This is a genomic window from Pantoea sp. X-Soil-YNGN-785, assembly GCF_059730585.1.
Map to the genome: position 1 here is coordinate 174,122 of NZ_AP035942.1, position 21,145 is coordinate 195,266.

21 protein-coding genes are annotated in these 21,145 nt (G+C 56.9%); 15 read left to right on the forward strand and 6 right to left on the reverse strand.

Going from position 1 to position 21,145, the window contains the following annotated elements; all coding sequences use genetic code 11:
• Window positions 1-17: 17 nt before the first annotated feature.
• The 8 genes from dapF to AC6I8E_RS00785 all read left to right on the forward strand — a co-directional run bounded on the left by dapF (window position 18) and on the right by AC6I8E_RS00785 (window position 7,881).
• Window positions 18-842: a diaminopimelate epimerase gene (gene dapF, locus AC6I8E_RS00750; RefSeq protein ID WP_033734938.1), complete on the forward strand. Its 825-nt coding sequence runs from the start codon at window positions 18-20 to the stop codon at window positions 840-842.
• Window positions 839-1,543, forward strand: coding sequence for a DUF484 domain-containing protein (locus AC6I8E_RS00755; protein ID WP_013359688.1), 705 nt, complete (start codon window positions 839-841; stop codon window positions 1,541-1,543). The genes dapF and AC6I8E_RS00755 overlap by 4 nt, the downstream gene beginning before the upstream one ends.
• The gene (gene xerC / locus AC6I8E_RS00760; protein WP_013359689.1) at window positions 1,540-2,445 is read left to right on the forward strand and encodes a tyrosine recombinase XerC; all 906 of its coding nucleotides are present in this window, start codon (window positions 1,540-1,542) and stop codon (window positions 2,443-2,445) included. Before AC6I8E_RS00755 ends, xerC begins: the two co-directional genes overlap by 4 nt.
• Complete coding sequence (yigB, locus tag AC6I8E_RS00765; RefSeq protein WP_013359690.1) at window positions 2,442-3,158, forward strand: 5-amino-6-(5-phospho-D-ribitylamino)uracil phosphatase YigB; 717 nt, start codon at window positions 2,442-2,444, stop codon at window positions 3,156-3,158. Before xerC ends, yigB begins: the two co-directional genes overlap by 4 nt.
• Before the next feature lie 154 nt (window positions 3,159-3,312).
• Window positions 3,313-5,475, forward strand: a complete 2,163-nt coding sequence (gene uvrD / locus AC6I8E_RS00770; RefSeq protein WP_013359691.1) for a DNA helicase II — start codon at window positions 3,313-3,315, stop codon at window positions 5,473-5,475.
• A 67-nt stretch (window positions 5,476-5,542) separates the two neighbouring features.
• On the forward strand, window positions 5,543-5,599 hold the full coding sequence (ysgD, locus tag AC6I8E_RS00775; RefSeq protein ID WP_350769477.1) for a YsgD/CorL family protein: 57 nt from the start codon (window positions 5,543-5,545) through the stop codon (window positions 5,597-5,599).
• 178 nt (window positions 5,600-5,777) lie between these two features.
• On the forward strand, window positions 5,778-6,731 hold the full coding sequence (gene corA, locus AC6I8E_RS00780; RefSeq protein WP_013359692.1) for a magnesium/cobalt transporter CorA: 954 nt from the start codon (window positions 5,778-5,780) through the stop codon (window positions 6,729-6,731).
• A 97-nt stretch (window positions 6,732-6,828) separates the two neighbouring features.
• Window positions 6,829-7,881: an AbrB family transcriptional regulator gene (locus tag AC6I8E_RS00785; protein WP_201252255.1), complete on the forward strand. Its 1,053-nt coding sequence runs from the start codon at window positions 6,829-6,831 to the stop codon at window positions 7,879-7,881.
• Here AC6I8E_RS00785 and rarD read toward each other — a convergent pair.
• Both rarD and AC6I8E_RS00795 read right to left on the reverse strand, forming a co-directional pair.
• On the reverse strand, window positions 7,852-8,751 hold the full coding sequence (rarD, locus tag AC6I8E_RS00790) for an EamA family transporter RarD (RefSeq protein WP_147789648.1): 900 nt from the start codon (window positions 8,749-8,751) through the stop codon (window positions 7,852-7,854). The genes AC6I8E_RS00785 and rarD overlap by 30 nt on opposite strands.
• Window positions 8,752-8,774: 23 nt before the next feature.
• Complete coding sequence (locus AC6I8E_RS00795; protein ID WP_033734820.1) at window positions 8,775-9,245, reverse strand: thioesterase family protein; 471 nt, start codon at window positions 9,243-9,245, stop codon at window positions 8,775-8,777.
• A gap of 194 nt (window positions 9,246-9,439) precedes the next feature.
• Between AC6I8E_RS00795 and pldA the strand changes: the two genes are divergently transcribed.
• The 4 genes from pldA to AC6I8E_RS00815 all read left to right on the forward strand — a co-directional run bounded on the left by pldA (window position 9,440) and on the right by AC6I8E_RS00815 (window position 13,829).
• The gene (pldA, locus tag AC6I8E_RS00800; protein ID WP_033784427.1) at window positions 9,440-10,318 is read left to right on the forward strand and encodes a phospholipase A; all 879 of its coding nucleotides are present in this window, start codon (window positions 9,440-9,442) and stop codon (window positions 10,316-10,318) included.
• Between the two features lie 24 nt (window positions 10,319-10,342).
• Entirely contained in the window at window positions 10,343-12,172 is a 1,830-nt protein-coding gene (gene recQ / locus AC6I8E_RS00805; protein WP_033784428.1) for an ATP-dependent DNA helicase RecQ, read from the forward strand.
• Between the two features lie 12 nt (window positions 12,173-12,184).
• On the forward strand, window positions 12,185-12,808 hold the full coding sequence (gene rhtC, locus AC6I8E_RS00810; protein ID WP_033734822.1) for a threonine export protein RhtC: 624 nt from the start codon (window positions 12,185-12,187) through the stop codon (window positions 12,806-12,808).
• A 211-nt stretch (window positions 12,809-13,019) separates the two neighbouring features.
• Window positions 13,020-13,829: a DUF1460 domain-containing protein gene (locus tag AC6I8E_RS00815; protein ID WP_418163126.1), complete on the forward strand. Its 810-nt coding sequence runs from the start codon at window positions 13,020-13,022 to the stop codon at window positions 13,827-13,829.
• 45 nt (window positions 13,830-13,874) lie between these two features.
• On the opposite strand, the gene rhtB is transcribed toward AC6I8E_RS00815, so the two are convergent.
• A complete protein-coding gene (gene rhtB, locus AC6I8E_RS00820; RefSeq protein ID WP_010257290.1) occupies window positions 13,875-14,498 on the reverse strand; it encodes a homoserine/homoserine lactone efflux protein in 624 nt (207 codons plus the stop codon).
• Between the two features lie 112 nt (window positions 14,499-14,610).
• Here rhtB and pldB point away from each other — a divergent pair, with 112 nt between their 5' ends.
• Window positions 14,611-15,603: a lysophospholipase L2 gene (pldB, locus tag AC6I8E_RS00825; protein WP_033784430.1), complete on the forward strand. Its 993-nt coding sequence runs from the start codon at window positions 14,611-14,613 to the stop codon at window positions 15,601-15,603.
• Window positions 15,604-15,655: 52 nt separating this feature from the next.
• Window positions 15,656-16,456, forward strand: a complete 801-nt coding sequence (gene yigL, locus AC6I8E_RS00830) for a sugar/pyridoxal phosphate phosphatase YigL (RefSeq protein WP_013359702.1) — start codon at window positions 15,656-15,658, stop codon at window positions 16,454-16,456.
• Window positions 16,457-16,502: 46 nt separating this feature from the next.
• Here the strand turns inward: yigL and glpT are convergent, their stop codons facing one another.
• The gene (gene glpT, locus AC6I8E_RS00835) at window positions 16,503-17,843 is read right to left on the reverse strand and encodes a glycerol-3-phosphate transporter (protein WP_095706396.1); all 1,341 of its coding nucleotides are present in this window, start codon (window positions 17,841-17,843) and stop codon (window positions 16,503-16,505) included.
• A 374-nt stretch (window positions 17,844-18,217) separates the two neighbouring features.
• Here glpT and AC6I8E_RS00840 point away from each other — a divergent pair, with 374 nt between their 5' ends.
• A complete protein-coding gene (locus tag AC6I8E_RS00840; protein ID WP_041457286.1) occupies window positions 18,218-19,081 on the forward strand; it encodes a carboxylate/amino acid/amine transporter in 864 nt (287 codons plus the stop codon).
• A 438-nt stretch (window positions 19,082-19,519) separates the two neighbouring features.
• On the opposite strand, the gene AC6I8E_RS00845 is transcribed toward AC6I8E_RS00840, so the two are convergent.
• Both AC6I8E_RS00845 and metR read right to left on the reverse strand, forming a co-directional pair.
• On the reverse strand, window positions 19,520-19,999 hold the full coding sequence (locus AC6I8E_RS00845) for a YehS family protein (RefSeq protein WP_013359705.1): 480 nt from the start codon (window positions 19,997-19,999) through the stop codon (window positions 19,520-19,522).
• Between the two features lie 83 nt (window positions 20,000-20,082).
• A complete protein-coding gene (metR, locus tag AC6I8E_RS00850; RefSeq protein ID WP_013359706.1) occupies window positions 20,083-21,009 on the reverse strand; it encodes an HTH-type transcriptional regulator MetR in 927 nt (308 codons plus the stop codon).
• Window positions 21,010-21,145: the final 136 nt, after the last annotated feature.

The window sequence follows — 21,145 nt, forward strand, 5'->3', positions numbered from 1 at the left end:
ATCCGGCGGAGCAAAAAATGCAGTTCTCCAAAATGCACGGTCTCGGCAACGATTTTATGGTTGTGGATGCGGTGACACAAAACGTCTTCTTTTCGCCGGAACTGATCCGCCGGCTGGCCGATCGTCATCTGGGGATCGGTTTCGATCAGCTGCTGATTGTTGAACCGCCTTACGATCCCGATCTCGATTTTCACTATCGCATTTTCAACGCTGACGGCAGTGAAGTGGCCCAGTGCGGTAACGGTGCGCGCTGTTTTGCCCGCTTTGTTCAGCTGAAAGGGCTGACCAACAAAAGCGATATTCGGGTCAGTACCCAGAATGGCCGCATGGTCCTCACCGTGACGCCTGATGACCACGTGCGCGTGAACATGGGTGAGCCCAACTTTGAGCCTCAGCAGGTGCCGTTCCGCGCTAACAAAGCTGAAAATCTCTATCTGCTGCGTGTGGCCGAACAGACGGTGATGCTGGGTGCGGTGTCGATGGGGAATCCTCACTGCGTCATCCAGGTGGAAAGTGTTAAAACCGCGCAGGTTGAACTGCTTGGCCCGATTCTGGAGAGCCACGAGCGCTTCCCGGATCGCGTCAATGTCGGTTTTATGGAGATCATTAATCCCGAACATATCCGGCTGCGCGTCTACGAACGCGGAGCGGGTGAAACGCAGGCGTGCGGCAGCGGCGCCTGTGCTGCCGTTGCATGTGGCATTCAGCAGGGCATTCTGGCACCGAAAGTGCGTGTCGATCTGCCTGGCGGGACGCTGCATATCTCCTGGAAAGGCGCCGGTCAGCCGCTCTATATGACCGGGCCTGCGACACACGTCTACGATGGGTTTATTCATCTATGAAAAATATCGAAGAGCAGGCTGACAGTTCGGTTCTGCTGGACGATCAGGCCGTCAGTGATTATCTGCGGCAGAATCCCGATTTCTTCATCCGTAATGCACGTGAAGTTGAACAGATGGCGGTGCCGCATCCGGTGCGCGGCAGTGTGTCCCTGGTCGAGTGGCATATGGCGCGGCAACGCAACCACATTCAGCGGCTGGAAGAAGAGATCACACTGCTGATGGAGCAGGCCAGCGCGAACCATGAGCTGTTTGACCGTCTGCTGTCGCTGGAAAGTCATCTGGCCGCGGCTGATTCGCTGCAGGATATGCTCAACCGTCTGCATCGCTGGGCGCGTGAGCTGGGCCTGGCGGGTGCCAATGTGCGGCTGTTCAGCGACAAATGGCTGCTGGGTGCCCCCTCCGATTTCTTCCAGCTGAGCCTGTCGCGTCAGGCGTTTGAGCCGCTGCGTATTCAGCGTTTCGGCAACCAGCACCACTATCTCGGTAATATCAATGGGCCGGAACTGCTGCTGCTGCTGCCACAGGCCAAAGCAATTGGCTCGGTTGCGATGTCGCTGATGGGCGAAGAGGGCGATCTCGGCGTGCTGGTGTTCAGCAGCCGTGACAGCCAGCACTATCAGTCGGGCATGGGGACGTTGCTGTTGCAGCACCTGTCACAGATGATGCCTGGCCTGCTTTCCCGCTGGGTGGAGCGCGCATGAGCAGCGGACTGCAGGAGGCCGTCGACGGATTTCTGCGCTACCTGAAAGTGGAGCGCCAGCTGAGTCCGTTAACCCAGAGCAGCTATGCGCGACAGCTTGCTGCGCTGGTGGCAATTGCGGATGAGATGAAGCTCGGCAGCTGGGCACAGCTGGAACCGGCACAGGTGCGCAGTATGGCGGCACGCAGCCGTCGCGCCGGACTTTCTGCCAGCAGCCTTGCGCTGCGCCTCTCCGCCCTGCGCAGTTTTCTCGACTGGCAGGTAAGCCAGGGTTTGCTTTCCGCCAATCCGGCTAAAGGGGTAATGACGCCGCGTAAAGCGCGTCATCTGCCTAAGAATATCGATGTGGATGAAGTGAATCAGCTGCTGGAGATCGACCTTAACGATCCGTTGGCGGTGCGCGATCGCGCGATGCTGGAAGTGATGTATGGCGGCGGGCTGCGTCTCTCCGAGCTGGTGAATATGGATTGCCGCCACGTCGACCTCGATTCCGGCGAAGTGTGGGTCGTGGGTAAGGGCAGCAAAGAGCGCCGGGTGCCGATTGGCCGCACGGCGGTCACCTGGATCCAGCACTGGCTGCCGCTGCGTGAAACCTTCGGCGGCCAGGATGATGCGCTGTTCCTGTCGACGCGCGGCAACCGCATCTCCCCTCGTAACGTGCAGAAACGCTTTGCCGAATGGGGCGTCAGACAGGGTGTGGCGAGCCATATCCATCCGCATAAGCTGCGGCACTCTTTTGCCACGCATCTGCTGGAATCCAGCGGCGACCTGCGCGCCGTACAGGAGTTGCTGGGGCATGCGAACCTCTCGACGACCCAGATCTATACCCATCTCGACTTCCAGCATCTGGCTTCGGTGTATGACGCTGCGCATCCCCGCGCCAAACGAGGAAAGAACGAATGAAGTTTTATCGTCCGCTGTCGGCCATTAAAGCCATGACTTTCGATCTTGATGACACGCTCTACGATAACTATCCGGTGATCCGTCGCACCACGCTGGAGTCTCACGCCGCTTTGCAGGCTTTTCATCCGGCGCTGCGTGACTTCACGCCGCAGGATTATCAGCAACTGCGCGATGAATTGCTGCAGCGCGAGCCTGAAATCTATCATGACGTTTCAGAGTGGCGACGCCGTTCGGTAGAGCTGGCGATGCTCAATATCGGCCTCTCTGCTGCGGAAGCGACCGCGGGTGCGGCAGACGTGATGGCGGTGTTCCATCAGTGGCGGAGTCAGGTCGAGATGCCGGATGAGACGCATCAGACGCTGAAAGCGCTGGCGGAAAAAATCCCGCTGGTGGCGGTCACCAACGGCAACGCCAGCCCGGAAAAAATGGGCATTGCTGAATACTTTCAGTTCACGCTGCGGGCCGGACCTGACGGGCGCGCCAAGCCGTGGCAGGATATGTATCAGCTTGCCGCGCAACGCCTTGATATCGCGCCACAACACATTCTGCATGTGGGCGACGACCTGACTACCGATGTCGCCGGCTCACTGCGCTGCGGCATGCAGGCCTGCTGGATTAACCTGCGACAGGGTAACCTGATGCATATCCCGGATGCGCGCCTGTTGCCGCATGTCGAAATTTCGCGGTTGGCATCACTCACCTCACTGCTATAATGGCTGTAAATTTATCCAGTCGTCTCCTCTTCTCTGCTTTGCCGCCGTCCCTTATCCGGCATCTGTGTCGCCGCCTGACTGGCCGTGACACTGCCTTGCGGCAGGCGGAATAAACAACGCGACGACGACGCTTTTTCTCTGGTAAACGGTGCTTATGGACGTTTCTGAACTGCTCGATGGTTTGAATGACAATCAGCGCGCGGCCGTTGCGGCTCCGCGCAGTAACCTGCTGGTGCTGGCAGGCGCGGGCAGTGGTAAAACGCGGGTGCTGGTGCATCGCATTGCGTGGCTGATGTCAGTAGAGAACTGCTCACCCTATTCGATTATGGCGGTGACCTTTACCAATAAAGCAGCCGCCGAGATGCGTCACCGTATCGAGCATCTGATCGGCACCAGCCAGGGCGGAATGTGGATCGGGACTTTCCACGGTCTGGCGCACCGTTTACTGCGCGCCCACCATCTTGACGCCGGTCTGCCGCAGGATTTTCAGATCCTCGACAGCGAAGACCAGCTGCGTCTGCTCAAGCGCCTGATCAAATCCATGAACCTTGATGACAAGCAGTGGCCTGCACGTCAGGGCATGTGGTACATCAACGGCAAAAAAGATGAAGGCCTGCGGCCAAAGCACATTGAAAGCTATGGCAATCCGATTGAGCAGACCTGGCTGCGCATCTATCAGGCCTATCAGGAAGCCTGTGACCGTGCGGGTTTAGTCGACTTTGCCGAGCTGCTGCTGCGCGCCCATGAACTCTGGCTCAACAAGCCGCACATCCTCAATCACTACCGCGAACGCTTTACCAACGTGCTGGTGGATGAGTTTCAGGATACCAACAATATTCAGTATGCCTGGATTCGGATGCTGGCGGGCGACAGCGGCCGGGTGATCATCGTAGGCGATGATGACCAGTCGATCTACGGCTGGCGCGGCGCACAGGTCGAGAATATTCAGCGCTTCCTGCAGGATTTCCCTGGTGCAGAAACGATCCGTCTGGAGCAGAACTACCGCTCAACCAATAACATCCTGAAAGCGGCCAACGCCCTGATCGCCAATAACAATGGCCGTCTGGGTAAAGAGCTCTGGACCGAAGGCAGCGATGGCGAACCGATCTCTATCTACTGCGCCTTTAATGAGCTGGATGAAGCGCGCTTTGTGGTGAACCGCATCAAGGTCTGGATGGAGAACGGCGGTGCGCTCAACGACTGCGCCATTCTCTATCGCAGCAACGCCCAGTCGCGCGTGCTGGAAGAGGCGCTGCTGCAGAGCAGTATGCCGTACCGTATTTATGGCGGCATGCGCTTCTTCGAACGTCAGGAGATCAAAGATGCGCTCTCCTATCTGCGTCTGATGGCGAACCGCAATGACGACGCCGCCTTTGAGCGCGTAGTGAATACCCCGACGCGCGGCGTGGGCGATCGTACGCTCGACGTGGTGCGTCAGACGGCGCGTGAACGTCAGATGACGCTGTGGCAGGCCACGCGCGAACTGCTGCAAAGTCGCGCACTGGCTGGCCGCGCCGCGTCTGCGCTGCAACGCTTCTGTGAGCTGGTCGATTCACTGGCCACCGAAACTGCCGATTTACCGCTGCATGTTCAGACCGACCGGGTTATCAAAGACTCCGGCCTGTGGCTGATGTATGAGCAGGAAAAAGGCGAAAAGGGTCAGGCGCGTATCGAAAACCTTGAGGAGCTGGTGACGGCAACGCGTCAGTTCAGCTATCAGGATGAAGATGAAGATCTGATGCCGCTGCAGGCCTTCTTATCCCATGCGGCGCTGGAAGCGGGCGAAGGTCAGGCAGACAAATGGCAGGATGCGGTTCAGCTGATGACGCTGCACTCGGCCAAAGGGCTGGAGTTCAGTCAGGTCTTTATCGTCGGTATGGAAGAGGGGATGTTCCCGAGCCAGATGTCGCTGGATGAAGGTGGACGGCTGGAAGAGGAGCGTCGTCTGGCGTACGTCGGTGTGACCCGCGCGATGCTCAAGCTGACGCTGACCTACGCTGAAACCCGCCGACTCTATGGTAAGGAAGTGTATCACCGGCCTTCCCGTTTTATCGGCGAACTGCCCGAGACCTGCATTGAAGAAGTGCGTCTGCGCGCCAGCGTCAGCCGTCCGGTCAACCATCAGCGGATGGGTGCGCCGGTGACCAAAAATGACAGTGGATTCGCGCTGGGCCAGCGTGTTCATCACGCAAAATTTGGCGAAGGCACCATCATAAATCTGGAAGGCAGCGGCGAACACAGCCGCCTGCAGGTGGCGTTTCAGGGGCAGGGAATCAAGTGGCTGGTGGCGGCTTACGCGAAGCTGGAAACGCTTTAGCGTGCGGTTGACGGCTTTTTCGTCTCAGCGTAACATGCGCCCACTATTATCATGAGAGGACAATGCCTTGGACACGCCCAGTCGATGCTGGCTCAATGACCTGGATACCAGGCATAACATCTAAGGCTACCTCTTTACGCGGGTAGCCTTAGCGGTTATCAGCGACCTCCCTTTTTGATTCCGTCGCGCGAGTCAGCACTGATTTATCTCTGAAACTCTGTTTCCGTGTTCAGGCCGCACGTTCCATGTTGAGGAACGGCGGACCGCCTTGTCCCATTTAGTCTGCAATGGGGAGTATTGCTATGCTGAGCGCATTTAAACTGGATCACAGCCGCCTGACGCGACTGGAGCTGGAAGACGAAAACGACAAACTGACCACCTCCGTCTGGGTCGATCTGATCGAGCCGGAAGAGGGCGAACGTGACCGGGTGCAGACCGAGCTGGGCCAGAGCCTGGCAACACGGCCAGAGCTGGAAGATATCGAGGCCTCGGCACGCTTCTTCGAAGATGAAGATGGTCTGCATATCCACTCCTTCTTCTTCTATGAAGATGCTGACGATCACGCCGGTAACTCCACCGTGGCATTCACCATTCGTGAAGGCCGCCTCTACACGCTGCGTGAACGTGAGCTGCCCGCTTTCCGCCTCTATCGCATGCGTGCCCGTAACCAGACCCTGATCGACGGCAACGCCTTTGAGCTGCTGCTGGACCTGTTTGAAACCAAAATCGAACAGCTGGCGGATGAAATCGAGAACATCTACAGCGCGCTGGAGAAACTCAGCCGGGTGATCATGGAAGGTCAGCAGGGCGAAGAGTACGATCAGGCGCTGTCACGCTTAGCGGAACTGGAAGATATCGGCTGGAAGGTGCGTCTCTGCCTGATGGATACTCAGCGCGCCCTGAACTTCCTGGTGCGTAAAGCGCGCTTACCGGGTAATCAGCTGGAGCAGGCGCGGGAAATTCTGCGCGATATCGAATCGCTGCTGCCACATAACGAATCGCTGTTCCAGAAGGTCAACTTCCTGATGCAGGCGGCGATGGGCTTTATCAATATCGAACAGAACCGCATCATCAAGATCTTCTCGGTGGTCTCGGTAGTGTTTCTGCCGCCGACGCTGGTCGCTTCCAGCTACGGGATGAACTTCGAGTTTATGCCGGAACTGAAGTGGAGCTTCGGTTATCCCGCGGCTATCGGCCTGATGATTCTGGCCGGACTGGCGCCGTATCTCTACTTCAAACGTAAAAACTGGCTTTAGAAAAGCAACGGGCCATCTGAGATGGCCCGTTCTGCTGGCTCCCGTCCCGATTTCTGCGTACTCTGACCCTCCTGTTTTTACAAAAAATTAACTTCTTATGGACGCTTTTTCGTTACGCACGCAGTGGACGCTGCTGCTGCTGATTTCCGTATTGCTAGGTGCGGTGCTGCACTATTTTCACGTGCCTGCCGCGCTGCTACTGGGACCGATGATAGTGGGTGTGGTGATGGGCCTGTCGGGTGCCACACTGCGGATTGATAAACGATTCTTCCTGCTTGCCCAGGCGGTGCTGGGTTGCATGATTGCCCAGAGCCTCTCGCCTTCGATTCTGACACCGCTGATTCAGGACTGGCCGATCGTGCTGGCGGTGCTGCTGCTGACGCTGGCGGCCAGCGGCCTGTCCGGTTTTCTGCTGGTGCGCTTCAGTCATCTGCCTGGCCCGACCGGCGCATGGGGCTCGTCACCGGGCGGTGCTTCGGCAATGGTAGCGATGGCGGGGGACTTCGGCGCTGATGTACGGCTGGTGGCGTTTATGCAGTATCTGCGGGTGCTGTTTGTCGCCTCGGCCGCCGCGCTGGTCGCGCGTATCGGGCTGGGCGATGAAGCGCACAGCATCTCGCTGCTCTGGTTTCCCGCGCTGAATTATGGCTTTGCCATTACGCTGGTGGTGATGCTGACGGGCGCGTGGCTGGGCACACGACTGCGCATTCCCTCTGGCGCATTACTGCTGCCCGCGCTGGCGGGTGCGGTACTGAACAGCAGCGAAATCGCAGTGCTACAGGTGCCGGAATGGCTGCTGGCCGTAGCCTATGCGCTGATTGGCTGGAGCGTGGGTTTACGTTTTACCCGCCCGATTTTTCTGCTGGCACTGCGCACGCTGCCGCAGATGCTGGCGTCAATCTTCGGGCTGATGCTGTTGTGTGGCGGGCTGGCGTGGATACTGACGCGCATGCTGGATATCGATCTGATGACGGCCTATCTCGCCACCAGTCCTGGCGGGCTGGACACGGTGGCGATTATTGCTGCGGGAACCCAGGTCAACATGGCATTTGTGATGGCGATGCAGACGTTGCGTCTCTTTACCATCCTGCTGACCGGCCCGGCTTTAGCGCGCTTTATTTCACGCTATGCGCGCGCGGGAACGGAATGAAAACGCCACCGCATCGCAGACAAACACCAGCAGCGCCAGCCAGATAAAGCCAAAGGTCACCATCTTGTCTGGCGTGATAGTTTCACCGTAAAACACCACTGCCAGCACAAACATCAGCGTCGGGCCGAGGTACTGAAAGAAACCGACCGTTGATAGGCGCAGCCGGCTGCAGGCCGCCGCAAACAGCATCAGTGGAATGGTGGTTACAATACCTGCTGCAATCAGTTTCAGGTTGAGACTCAGCGGGTTCGCCGATAAATGGCTGGTGGCGCTGTCGGCAAAGCCAAACAGATAAATGGCTGCCAGCGGAAACAGCCACAGGGTCTCAATCAGCATGCCGCTCTGCGCATCGACCTGGATCTTTTTGCGCATCAGACCATAAACGGCAAAGCTCAGGGCCAGGCCGAGTGCGATAACCGGCAACGATCCAAACTGCCACAGTTGCACCAGCACGCCGATGGTGGCCAGCAGCACGGCCAGCCATTGCAGACGACGAAAACGTTCGCGCAAAAACAGCATGCCGAACACCACGTTGATCAGCGGGTTAATAAAGTAGCCCAGGCTGGCTTCCAGCATATGCTGATTGTTGACCGCCCAGATAAACAGCAGCCAGTTGCTGCCGACAGTCACGGCCGTCAGCGCCAGCAACAGCACTTTTTTGGGCTGGCGCAATACGCTGCGAACGCCGGGCCAGCTGCGGCTCAGGGTAATCAGCAACAGCATAAAGAGTGCCGACCAGATCACCCGGTGCGTCATGATTTCTGTGGCGGGAACCTGTTTGACCAGCTTGAAATAGGCGGGCGCAATGCCCCAGATAAAGTAGGCGCCCAGTGCAAAGCCAACGCCCTGGCGGGTTTGTTGCGTATCCATATGCGATCCATTCAGTGGCGTGTTTAGCCGATAAGATAGGTGGCGGTAGCCGTGGCGATATAATCGCCCTGTTGATTGTGCAGTTCCACGCGCGCCACGGCGACTTTGTTGCCAGCGCGCAGCAGGCTGCTGGTGGCGGTGAAGCGCTCGCCGCGTCCGGGACGCAGATAGTCAACGCGCATGTCGATGGTGCCCATGCGTGACAGACGCTGGCGCAGATCCGCTTCGCTGATGCTCTCCTGACGGGTTAACGCATTGCTGACGCAGACCATGCCCGCAGCCACATCCAGTACCGATGCGATAACACCACCGTGCAGAATCTGCTGCGCCTGATTGCCCACCAGCATGGATTTATTATTGAAGCTGATTTCAGCGTAGTCTGCGTCAAGACGCATCAGCTCCAGGCCTAACGCCTGATTAAACGGCATGTGATAAACAAAAATTTCGCCGACCAGCTGGCGAGCGTCCTGCGGTGTCAGCACGGGTGATGACATGATGATGTGTCCTGAAAAAATCGGGCCAGAGGGGCGCGGAACATGAATGAGTTGTGTATTCTATGCCGCCTGCGAGGGTGTTTCCAGTTTAAGAAATCAGCACTCATGCTCACTGCCATTTGCGTGTAGAATGGCCTGCTTTTTACGACACCCTTTCAGTTATTCTGATACGCAGTTGCTCACCGGAGAATTCTATGCGTAAGCATCGCGCCTTGCTGGCGGCAATGTTGATATTTCCTGCGCTGGCGCAGGCGGATGAAGCCCGGATTAAAGAGGTTCATGACGCGCCACAGGTTCAGGGTAGCATTATTGCTAACCTGCTGGAGAAGCACGACAACCCGTTTGTTCTCTATCCTTACGAGAACAACTATCTGCTCTACACCTATACCAGCGACCTCAATAAAGAGGCGATCTCATCCTATAACTGGGGAGAAAATGCCCGTAAAGATGAAGTGAAATTCCAGCTCAGTCTGGCATTTCCGTTATGGCGCGGTATTCTGGGCGACAACTCCGTGCTGGCAGCCTCTTATACACAGCGTTCCTGGTGGCAGCTGTCGAATAGCGCGGAGTCTTCACCATTCCGCGAAACCAACTATGAACCCCAGATCTTCCTCGGCTGGGCAACTGACTATTCGCTGGCGGGCTGGACCTTACGGGATGTTGAAGTGGGTCTGAATCATCAGTCCAATGGACGAAGTGATCCGACCTCACGAAGCTGGAACCGTGTCTATGCGCGTCTGATGGCGGAGAATGGTAACTTCCTTGCGGAAATCAAACCCTGGTATCGTATCCCTGAAGGAGCGAGCAGCGATGATAATCCCGACATCACCAAATATATGGGTTACTACCGCACCCGGCTGGGCTATAAGCTCGGCGACAGTATCTTCAGCGTAGAGGGCAACTATAACTGGAACAGCGGTTATGGCGGCGCGACAATGGGCTGGAGCTACCCTATCAGCGAGCACGTCCGCTTCTATACTCAGGTGTTTAGCGGCTACGGTGAATCACTGATCGATTACAACCATCGCCAGACGCGTCTGGGTGTGGGTGTAACGCTTAACGACTTGTTCTAATCCCTAACGTAAGACAGGAATCGCGTGGCAACCTCGGCAGTTCTTAATCAGGAAGCGCTGGCTCAGCAGGTATTGCAGGATACCTTCGGCTACCAGCAGTTTCGTCCCGGTCAGCAGACGATCATTAATCAGGCGCTGAGCGGACGCGACTGTCTGGTGGTGATGCCCACCGGCGGCGGTAAATCGCTCTGTTATCAGATCCCGGCGCTGGTGCGCGAAGGGCTGACACTGGTGGTGTCGCCGCTGATCTCACTGATGAAAGATCAGGTCGATCAGCTGCTGGCGAACGGCGTGGCGGCAGCCTATCTCAATTCCACCATGACGCGCGATCAGCAGCAGACGGTGATGGCTGACTGCCGTACCGGCCGGGTTAAGCTGCTCTACATCGCCCCAGAACGCCTGATGATGGATAATTTCCTGGAAAGTCTGGCGCACTGGCAACCGGCGATGCTGGCGGTAGATGAGGCGCACTGTATTTCACAGTGGGGCCACGATTTCCGTCCGGAATATGGTGCACTCGGGAAGATGCGTCAGCGCTTCCCGGAATTACCGGTCATGGCATTGACGGCGACTGCGGACGAAACCACCCGCAACGACATCGTTAACCTGCTGCACATGCAGGATCCGCTGATTCAGATCAGCAGCTTTGACCGCCCCAATATTCGCTACACGCTGGTGGAAAAATTCAAACCCACCGATCAGCTGCTGCGCTACGTTCAGGATCAGCGCGGCAAATGCGGCATTATCTACTGCAATAGCCGGGCGAAGGTGGAAGACACCGCCGCGCGACTGCAAAGCCGGGGTTTCAGCGTCGGGGCGTATCATGCTGGCATCGACAGCGAACAGCGTGCCCGCGTGCAGGAAGCGTTCCAGCGTGACGATCTGCAAATCGTAGTGGCGACCGTGGCTTTTGGCATGGGTATCAACAAGCCCAACGTCCGTTTTGTGGTCCACTTCGATATTCCGCGCAACATCGAGTCCTACTATCAGGAAACCGGACGAGCCGGACGTGATGGTCTGCCCGCCGAAGCGATGATGCTCTACGATCCGGCCGATATGGCCTGGCTGCGTAAATGCCTGGAAGAGAAAGTGCCGGGGCCCTTGCAGGATATTGAACGCCACAAGCTCAACGCCATGGGTGCGTTTGCTGAAGCACAGACCTGCCGCCGCCTGGTGCTGCTGAATTATTTTGGCGAGGGTCGCCAGCAGCCGTGCGACAACTGCGATATCTGTCTCGATCCGCCTAAACGCTATGACGGCCTGGTTGAAGCGCAAAAAGCGCTCTCCGGCATCTATCGCGTCGGCCAGCGGTTCGGCATGGGCTATATCGTTGAGGTCCTGCGCGGGTCCAACAACCAGCGCATCCGTGAACAGGGTCATGACAAACTGCCGGTTTATGGACTGGGCAAAGATCAGAGCCACGAACACTGGGTCAGCGTGTTACGTCAGTTAATCCATCTGGGGCTGGTGACGCAGAACATTGCTATGCACTCGGCATTACAACTCACCGAAGCAGCGCGGCCGGTGCTGCGCGGTGAAGTGCCACTGATGCTGGCGGTGCCGCGTTTAATCACCGCGAAAACAAAGAGCAGCGGTCCGGCGAAGTTTCACGGTGGTAACTACGATCGCAAACTGTTCGCTAAGCTGCGTAAGCTGCGAAAAGCGATCGCCGACGAAGAGAATATTCCGCCTTACGTGGTGTTCAATGACGCCACGCTGATAGAGATGGCAGAACAGATGCCGGTCAGCGCGTCCGAGATGCTTAGCGTCAACGGCGTGGGGCACCGCAAACTGGAGCGCTTTGGCAAACCCTTCCTGGTGATGATCAAAGAGCATCTTGATGATGAAGAGTAAAGGACACTAATCATGCTGATGTTATTCGCAACCGTGGCGCTGGTACATCTGGTGGCGCTGATGAGCCCCGGCCCTGATTTCTTTTTCGTATCGCAAACCGCCGCCAGCCGCTCGCGTAAAGAGGCGATGATGGGGGTACTGGGTATTACGCTGGGTATCGTTGTCTGGGCGGGCGTGGCGCTGATGGGCCTGCATCTGATCCTGGAAAAAATGGCGTGGCTGCATCAGATTATTATGGTCGGCGGTGGCCTCTATCTGCTCTGGATGGGCTGGCAGCTGATGCGCTCGGCGCGTCAGCGTCATAAGCAGCCGCAGCAGGATGAGCCGGTGGTAGAGCTGCCGAAACGCGGCATGAGCTTTCTCAAGGGCCTGCTGACCAACCTGTCGAATCCTAAAGCGATTATTTACTTCGGCAGCGTATTCTCGCTGTTCGTCGGTGACGATGTCGGTTCAGCAGAGCGCTGGGGTCTGTTCCTGCTGATTGTTGGTGAAACCTTTGCGTGGTTTACGCTGGTGGCGGCTATCTTTGCGCTGCCGTGGATCCGCGCGAAGTATCAGCGGCTGGCGAAGTGGGTAGATGGTATGGCTGGCGTTCTGTTCGCCGGTTTTGGTATCCACCTGATTATTTCGCGTTAAGCTCTAATGCCGGAGAGCGTGCTGCGCATCCGGCAGTCATTTCACCTCCTGTTGCCTCTTTCTGAACTTCACCTGGGTGATGGCTATCACAATCCAGGCCTGCTGACGTCTTTCTGCTGTCATCGCTGACAAAAAGTCACCCTTCGTTAATTAATGAAACCATCACCTCCGGTATGGTCGTATCGACGGACTCTTTTTCATGGAGAGGATGATGCGAGTAAAACCCCTTTTACTATTGTTTATCGCGGCCTTTATCAGCGCCTGCGCTTCCCCTGATGCTGCCCATAATCGCGTCTCTGAAACGGCAGAAGTAGATAGCGTGTCGGCTATCCTGTCGCAGGCACGCCCGGCATCAGAGCAGCCGCAAGGCGAAAGGATTAGCCAAATCTCTGCCGCGTTTCTCGGTACGCCTTATCAGGCGCATACGTTAACTGGTTCGATCAATACGCCGGAAGAGCTGGTGATCAATTTCAACGGAGTGGATTGTTTCACGCTGCTTGATTATGTCCAGGCGCTGAGCCGCAGCCATGACCGCGCCAGCTTTGAGGCTAGCCTGATTCGGACCCGCTACGCTGGCGGTGAGGTCAGCTTTCTGAAGCGCCGCCACTTCTTTTCCGACTGGTTCGCTGAGAACCCGCGCAATGCCGATGATGTCACCGGCACCCTCAGCCCGGATGCGGTGACGGTAGTGAAGCAGCTCAATCATCAGGCTCGTGGAAAAGAACAGGTGCCCGGTCTGGGTATCATTCCTCGCCGCATCACCTACATTCCGGCCCGGGCGATCACACCAAAGGTGCTGGCGCAAATCCACACTGGCGATTACATCGGGGTTTACACCCCCGCGCAGGGGCTGGATGTCACGCATGCCGGAATTGCCGTCCGGCATGATGGCCGGTTGTGGTTCAGGAACGCCTCATCACTGGCCGTTAATCGCAGGGTTGTCGATACGCCGTTCAGGGAATATATGCAGTCGAAGCCGGGCATGATTGTGTTGCGTGCGGTGCCACTGAGAGCACCGTAGCGGAGCCTGGAAAGAAATTGCGCGCCGGATTCGGCGCGTAAAGTCTTAAGCGATTTTTCTGGCGCTGGCCAGCAGCGCGCCCACCGCCATAAACAGCCCACCGAAAATGCGGTTCATCAACTTCATCTGCTTTGGCCCTTTAATCCAGCCAGCAATGCGGGTGGCCAGCGTGGCGTAGCCAATCATCACGATGATATCGACCACTACCGTGGTCACGCCCAGCACCAGATACTGCATAAACAGCGGCTGATGCGGCTGGATAAACTGCGGGAACAGCGCCGCCAGAAAAACGATACTTTTCGGGTTGGTGAGATTAACCAGCACGGCACGTTTGAACAGGCGACGACGCGGCATCGCTCTGGCGACCGCATCCAGATCGATGCCACCCGCTGAGCGCCACTGCTGAATACCGAGCCAGACCAGATAGGCTGCACCGGCCCATTTCAGAATTTCAAACGCCAGCAGCGACTGCGAAAACAGTGCGCCCAGACCGATGCCGACCAGCACGATGTGCAGCGCCAGGCCGACCTGCAAACCGGAGATAGAGGCCACCGTGCCGCGATAACCGTGGCTGATCCCGGTACTCATAGTATTGATTGCGCCGGAACCGGGCGACAGGCTGAGAATTGTGGTGGTAAGCAGGTAGGTCAGCCACCATTCGATGGTCATGGGTCAGGCTCTCTTTAGTCGCGGATTTGTGACACAATACGCCAGAAATAAGCGCGGCGCTACGGCCTGCGCAGGGCGTTCAGGACTCTGTATCCGGTCATCAGGAGGGCGAATGAATCAACACAAAGCCAGCTGGCTGCGACGGGAAAAAGCCTTTGCTGCCTTCGCCACCGGGCCGCTGCTCGATTTCTGGCACCGTCGGGAGGAGCTTGAGTTTACCGGCGTCGGCAATCTGACGCTGCGTTATGTTCGCTTCACATCGCCGCAACACAAGCGTGTGATCCTGATTGTGCCGGGACGCATCGAGAGTTACATAAAATATCCTGAGCTGGCGTACGATCTGTTTCACTGCGGATTTGATGTGGTGATCCTGGACCATCGCGGTCAGGGGCGTTCCGATCGCCTGCTGGAAGATTCACACCGCGGTCACGTGGCAGAATTCACGCATTACGTTGACGATCTTGAAACGCTCTATCTGAAAGAGATCGTCAGCGGCCATTACCAGCAGCGCTATGCGCTGGCTCACTCAATGGGTGGCGCAATCTTAACGCTGTTTCTGGCGCGTCAGCCGCAGGCGTTTCATGCAGTCGCGCTGGTGGCACCGATGTTTGGCATCGCCTTACCGTTGCCCTCTTTTCTGGCTCATCGTATCCTGGACTGGGCGGAGAAACGTCCAGCCTTACGCGATGGCTATGCGCTCGGCACCGGACGCTGGCGCGCGCATCCGTTTGGCATTAACCGGCTGACCCATAGCGCCGAGCGTTACCGGCGTAACCTGCGTTTTTATGCGGACGATCCGGCGATTCGTGTGGGCGGACCGACCTACCATTGGGTACGCGAAGGCATCCATGCGGGGCGCAACATCATCAGTCAGGTGGATAAGATCACTACGCCGCTGCTGCTGTTACAGGCCAGCGACGATCGGGTGGTCGACAATCGTTCGCAGGACCTGTTTTGTGCCGCGATGGCGGCGGCGGGTCATCCGTGTGAAGGTAATCAGCCACGGGTGATCGATGGCGCGCGTCACGAGATCCTGTTTGAAAAAGATGAGATGCGTGCCGAAGCACTCAATGCAGTGGTCGACTTTTTTTCATCGCACCACTGACGTTATTTATCCGACCGGTAAAAACCGGCAGAACCAGATACCCGAGGTTTTCATGTATCACATCGTTGCATCCGATCTGGATGGCACGCTGCTTTCTCCCGAACATCGCCTGACCCCTTTTGCACGTGAAACGCTGCAGCAGCTGGTCGCTAAGAATATTCACTTTGTCTTCGCCACCGGCCGTCATCATATCGATGTCGGACAGATGCGCGACAGCCTGGCGATTCCGGCTTATATGATCACCTCGAACGGCGCGCGCGTGCACAACGCAGAGGGCGAGCTGGTGTTCAGTCATAATCTGGATGAGGATATCGCCAGCGACCTGTTTGGCCTGCAGTATCATCACAGCGATATTCTGACGCACGTTTACCGCGACGATGAGTGGTTTGTCAGCCGTTCAAGCCCGGCTGAGCAGGACTATTTCCGCGAGTCAGTGTTCAACTATCAGGTCTATGAGCCGGGCCTGCTGCCAACCAGCAACATCAGCAAGGTCTTTTTTACCTGCGAAAACCCTGAGCATCTGATCCCAATGGAGCAGGCGATTGAAGCGCGCTGGGGCGATCGGGTTAACGTCAGTTTCTCGCTGCCAACCTGCCTGGAAGTCATGGCGGGCGGCGTGTCGAAAGGACATGCGCTGGAAGCGGTCGCGAAAACGCTGGGTCACTCACTGGAGAGCTGCATTGCCTTTGGCGACGGTATGAATGATGTGGAGATGCTGAGCATGGCGGGCAAGGGCTATATCATGCAGAACGCCCATCAGCGCTTAAAAGATACGCTGCCGGAGCTGGATGTGATTGGTTCGAATGCCGATGATGCGGTGCCGCAGACACTGCGCACGCTCTATCTTGCTTAAGCAGCCTGCGTTAAAAGGGCCGGATAACCGGCCCTTTTTATTGCCGTCAGGCGAGGGTCTTTTTGTGTTTGTGTTCGCTGACCATGGTCAGTAACAGCAGAATAACCGCCAGCACACAGCCCGCAATCATCACCATAAAGCCGCCGTCCCAGCCGAAGTAATCGACGGTGTAACCGACAATGGCACTGGCCGCGACCGAGCCACCCAGGTAGCCAAACAGGCCGGTAAAGCCCGCCGCCGTCCCTGCTGCTTTTTTCGGTGCCAGCTCCAGCGCATGCAGACCAATCAGCATCACCGGACCGTAGATCAGGAAGCCAATCACGATCATGCAGGCCATGTCGACGCCAGGATTGCCCGCCGGGTTGAGCCAGTAAATCACGGTCGCAATGGTCACCAGTGTCATAAAGAATACGCCAGTCGCACCGCGATTACCCCGGAACACTTTGTCCGACATCCAGCCACACAGCAGCGTTCCCGGAATTCCCGCGTATTCATACAGGAAGTAGGCCCACGACGATTTATCCAGCGTGAAGTGTTTGACTTCGCGCAGATAGGTGGGTGACCAGTCGAGGATGCCGTAGCGCAGCAGATAGACAAAGACGTTGGCCAGCGCGATGTACCACAGCAGCTTGTTCGGCAGCACATACTTCATGAAGATCTGTTTTGCCGTCAGCTCCTCTTCGTGGCTGGCATCGTAGTCGGGCGGGTAGTCGTTTTTGTACTCTTCAATCGGCGGCAGGCCACAGGATTGCGGCGTGTCACGCATCAGCGCAAAGGCAATAATCGCAATGGCAATGGCACCAAACGCGGGCATATAGAGTGCTGCTTTCCAGTCGTTGAACCACGCCATGCCGAGCAGGAAGAGCAGTGGCGGAATACCACCGCCCACGTTATGCGCACAGTTCCAGACCGAAACGATCCTGCCGCGCTCCTTCTGCGACCACCAGTGAACCATGGTGCGTCCACAGGGTGGCCAGCCCATGCCCTGGAACCAGCCGCAGATAAACAGCAGTACGAACATCACCATGATGCTGGAGGTCGCCCAGGGGACGAATCCCATGATCAGCATCACTGCTGCGGCCAGAATCAGGCCAGCCGGTAAGAAGACGCGCGGGTTTGATCGGTCAGAGACCGAGCCCATGATGAATTTTGAAAAGCCGTAGGCAATGGAGATGCCGGACAGGGCAAACCCGAGATCGCCACGTGAAAAACCCTGCTCGACCAGATAGGGCATGGCGAGTGCGAAGTTTTTTCTGACCAGGTAGTAGGCAGCATAACCAAAGAAGATCCCGATGAAAATTTGCCAGCGCAGACGACGGTAGAGCGGATCAACGTGATCCGCCGCCACCTGCGGCTGACGTTGTGCAGGTTTAAAAATGCTCAGCATCAGTGAGGCCCTCCAGGGCACATTATGGTTTTTCATTCCCGGCAGGTTGGAGCAGGAAAGTGCAGAACAAAATGGATGCAGAATGTTCCATTTCGCGCAAAGAATAGTGTTAGTTGCGCAACGTTACTGTGATGAATGACACATTTGTTACAGTTTTATTACAGCAAGGAGCGGAAGTGATCACCGGATGGATCATTTCGCGCATTTTATCTGGCTGAAAACCTATTCTGTCGATTGATGTGTCAGGAAGTGTAAGCAGGCTATCCGGTCGGCTGTTTAATTGCCTGGATTATAATCAGATGTCAACCAGATTTCACAGCCTGACGGCGGCACATTGTTTACACTGTCGACCTGTTAATTTCGGGGTCGTTGCCGTGTTTTTATTGATTATTACCACCATTCTGTGGGCCTTTTCGTTCAGCCTGATTGGCGAATACCTCGCCGGGCAGGTGGATAGCTGGTTCTCTGTGCTGATGCGGCTGGCGCTGGCTGCGCTGGTATTTTTGCCTTTCCTGCGCTGGCGGGGTTATCGCCCTTCGACGCTACTGCTGTATATGCTGGTGGGAATGCTGCAGCTGGGCGTGATGTATCTGCTGAGCTTCGAAGCCTATCTCTACCTTAGCGTGTCAGAATTCCTGCTGTTTACGGTGATGACGCCGCTCTATGTGACGCTGATTTACGATCTGATCAGCCGTCGTCCGCTGCGCATCGGCTATATCTTCAGTGCGTTACTGGCGGTAGCGGGTGCGGCCATTATTCGCTATGACAAAGTCAGCGATCATTTCTGGTTTGGTCTGCTGTTAGTACAGCTGGCTAACATCTGCTTTGCGGCAGGCATGGTGGGCTATAAGCGTCTGCAGGAGACCCGACCCATGCCGCAGCACACGGCCTTCTCCTGGTTCTATCTGGGGGCGGTGTTGATTGCCGTCATCGCCTGGTGCGCCTGGGGCAACCCACAGAAGTTACCGACCACCTCATTGCAGTGGGGCATTCTGGTCTGGCTGGGCGTTGCGGCTTCCGGTCTCGGCTATTTTATGTGGAACTACGGTGCGACACAGGTCGATGCCGGTACGCTGGGCATAATGAATAACATGCACGTGCCCGCCGGGCTGCTGGTGAATCTGGCTATCTGGCAGCAGAAACCGCACTGGCCGAGCTTTATTGCGGGCGCGCTGGTGATCTTCGCCTCGCTGTGGGTGCATAAGCGCTGGGTGGTGGGGCGCGGTGACCGGTCATAAGGTGAAAGGGGTGCGCTGCCACAGACCATAAACAGGCTTTGAAAAGTGGCTGTTGAATGGGTGCCGCCTCCCGGGCTGGGGCGTCCGATCGCGAAGCAATCTCACCTCCCTGTCGATCGGCCGGGCCATCCCTGGCCCGGACGCTTCGCTCTTCTGACGCGCCAGCCCATGAGGTGCGACAGCCTCATCGCTGTTAAATGCGTGGCTCAGCGCGAGCATGAAGGAGGGAATGGCGGGCTGAGAAGTAAAGCGTCCGCCGCATGGCTGGCCCGGTGCTGCTCTTGTCAAAGCCCTGATGAAGCGGGAGGGAAGGGGTAGCGCAGCTGAGGAGCAAAGCGTCCGAGCCAGGGATGGCGAGGCCGTACTGCATGGATGCAGGCTTTCTTTGCGATCAGATGCGCCACCTCTGACCACGCTGGGGTCAGAAGCGATCAGAAATTAAGCTGGCTTCTCACTCTTAGGGCGCTGAATCATCGCCAGCCCTTTCAGGAAGTTACGCAGAATCTGATCGCCGCACTCGCGGTAATTTTTATGATCGGGCTTGCGGAAAATCGCGCCGACTTCCGCCTGCGAAACGGTAAAGTTCACGCGTTTGAGCACGTCAGGGATATCGGTGGTTTTTAAATCGAAAGCGATACGCAGTTTTTTCATGAAGATGTTGTTCGTCATCTTGCGTTCAATCGACGGTGCAGGCGCATCTTCACTCTTGCCGCGACGGTAAAAGATCAGGCCATTCAGGAAATAACCCATCAGCACATCGGGGCAGGGACGGAACGCCGCATCGTCATCTTTTTTCAGCCACGCCTGAATATCTGTCTGCGGCACGTCACATTCTGCCAGCGCAAAAATCTCCACCATTTTGGCATCGCTCAGGTTGAGCATGTAGCGCACGCTGCGCAGAATATCGTTGTTAGTCATGGTGAGATCTTCTCATGGTCAGTCGACAGGCTGCGCATTATAGGGGATTTTGCCCGCGTTCGCGCAGGTTTGTGCTGGCCGGATTACCGTTGCAACACCGTACCGGGCAGCGCGGCATCGCGCACAAAAGGCAGATGCTCACAGGCGTGCTGACGGGCAAAACGGATAAACGCCTCCAGCACCGGCTGACGCTGCTCACCTTCACGCACGGCGGCATAAAGACGGCTCCACAGACCCTCACCCAGCGTGCGCGTGACGACCAGACCCTGCTTCTCAAAACTCTCCACCACCCAGTGCGGCAGTGCGGCAATCCCCATCCGTGCCGACACCATCTGAATCATCAGCAGGGTGTTATCCACACTTTTCAGGGCCGGACTGACGCCAGCGGGCTGCAGGAAGTGACGCCAGATATCCAGACGCTGACGCTGCACCGGATAGATCATCAGCACTTCATCGGCTAAATCTTCTGGCGAAATCTGCTCAACCTGCGCCAGCGGATGATCCGTCGCCAGCACCAGCCGCACTTCATAATCAAACATCGGCGAGTAGAACAGGCCCGAGCGCGCCAGGATATCGGAGGTCAGCACCACATCCAGCTCACCCTGTTGCAGAGCGGGCTGGGGATCAAAGGTCACACCCGATTTAAAATCCATCACCACCTGCGGCCAGCTCTGCCGGAATTTATCCAGCGCGGGCGTCAGCCACTGAATGCAGCTGTGACACTCAATCGCTACCCGCAGCGTGGTCTGATGCGGCTCATGGCAGGCCTGCAACGCCTGCTGAATCTGCGGTAGCACCTGTTCCGCCAGCTGCAGCAGAATATCGCCCTGCGGCGTAAAGCGCAGTGGCTGACTTTTACGCACGAACAGGCGGAATCCCAGCCGCTGCTCCAGATCGCTGAACTGGTGAGACAACGCCGATTGCGTCTGATGAAGCTGGGCCGCCGCCGCCGCCAGCGATCCGGTATTGCGCAGAGCCTGAAGCGTCCGCAGGTGCTTGAGTTCGATCATGAGAGTCCTTCACATCGAAAATGAACATATTGCGCTTGAGCAACATACAGTACCCGCAGAGTATAGCAGTGTAAACATCTGGACGGCTAAACATCTTTGGCTGCCCATTTAAGCCAAAGTGAAAGATTATCTGGAG

Bases quoted from the DNA above. Each gene is read 5' to 3' on its own strand.
- dapF (WP_033734938.1), top strand. From the start codon at position 18: ATGCAGTTCTCCAAAATGCACGGTCTCGGCAACGATTTTATGGTTGTG.
- AC6I8E_RS00755 (WP_013359688.1), top strand. From the start codon at position 839: ATGAAAAATATCGAAGAGCAGGCTGACAGTTCGGTTCTGCTGGACGAT.
- xerC (WP_013359689.1), top strand. From the start codon at position 1,540: ATGAGCAGCGGACTGCAGGAGGCCGTCGACGGATTTCTGCGCTACCTG.
- yigB (WP_013359690.1), top strand. From the start codon at position 2,442: ATGAAGTTTTATCGTCCGCTGTCGGCCATTAAAGCCATGACTTTCGAT.
- uvrD (WP_013359691.1), top strand. From the start codon at position 3,313: ATGGACGTTTCTGAACTGCTCGATGGTTTGAATGACAATCAGCGCGCG.
- corA (WP_013359692.1), top strand. From the start codon at position 5,778: ATGCTGAGCGCATTTAAACTGGATCACAGCCGCCTGACGCGACTGGAG.
- AC6I8E_RS00785 (WP_201252255.1), top strand. From the start codon at position 6,829: ATGGACGCTTTTTCGTTACGCACGCAGTGGACGCTGCTGCTGCTGATT.
- rarD (WP_147789648.1), bottom strand. From the start codon at position 8,751: ATGGATACGCAACAAACCCGCCAGGGCGTTGGCTTTGCACTGGGCGCC.
- AC6I8E_RS00795 (WP_033734820.1), bottom strand. From the start codon at position 9,245: ATGTCATCACCCGTGCTGACACCGCAGGACGCTCGCCAGCTGGTCGGC.
- pldA (WP_033784427.1), top strand. From the start codon at position 9,440: ATGCGTAAGCATCGCGCCTTGCTGGCGGCAATGTTGATATTTCCTGCG.
- rhtC (WP_033734822.1), top strand. From the start codon at position 12,185: ATGCTGATGTTATTCGCAACCGTGGCGCTGGTACATCTGGTGGCGCTG.
- AC6I8E_RS00815 (WP_418163126.1), top strand. From the start codon at position 13,020: ATGCGAGTAAAACCCCTTTTACTATTGTTTATCGCGGCCTTTATCAGC.
- rhtB (WP_010257290.1), bottom strand. From the start codon at position 14,498: ATGACCATCGAATGGTGGCTGACCTACCTGCTTACCACCACAATTCTC.
- pldB (WP_033784430.1), top strand. From the start codon at position 14,611: ATGAATCAACACAAAGCCAGCTGGCTGCGACGGGAAAAAGCCTTTGCT.
- yigL (WP_013359702.1), top strand. From the start codon at position 15,656: ATGTATCACATCGTTGCATCCGATCTGGATGGCACGCTGCTTTCTCCC.
- glpT (WP_095706396.1), bottom strand. From the start codon at position 17,843: ATGCTGAGCATTTTTAAACCTGCACAACGTCAGCCGCAGGTGGCGGCG.
- AC6I8E_RS00845 (WP_013359705.1), bottom strand. From the start codon at position 19,999: ATGACTAACAACGATATTCTGCGCAGCGTGCGCTACATGCTCAACCTG.
- metR (WP_013359706.1), bottom strand. From the start codon at position 21,009: ATGATCGAACTCAAGCACCTGCGGACGCTTCAGGCTCTGCGCAATACC.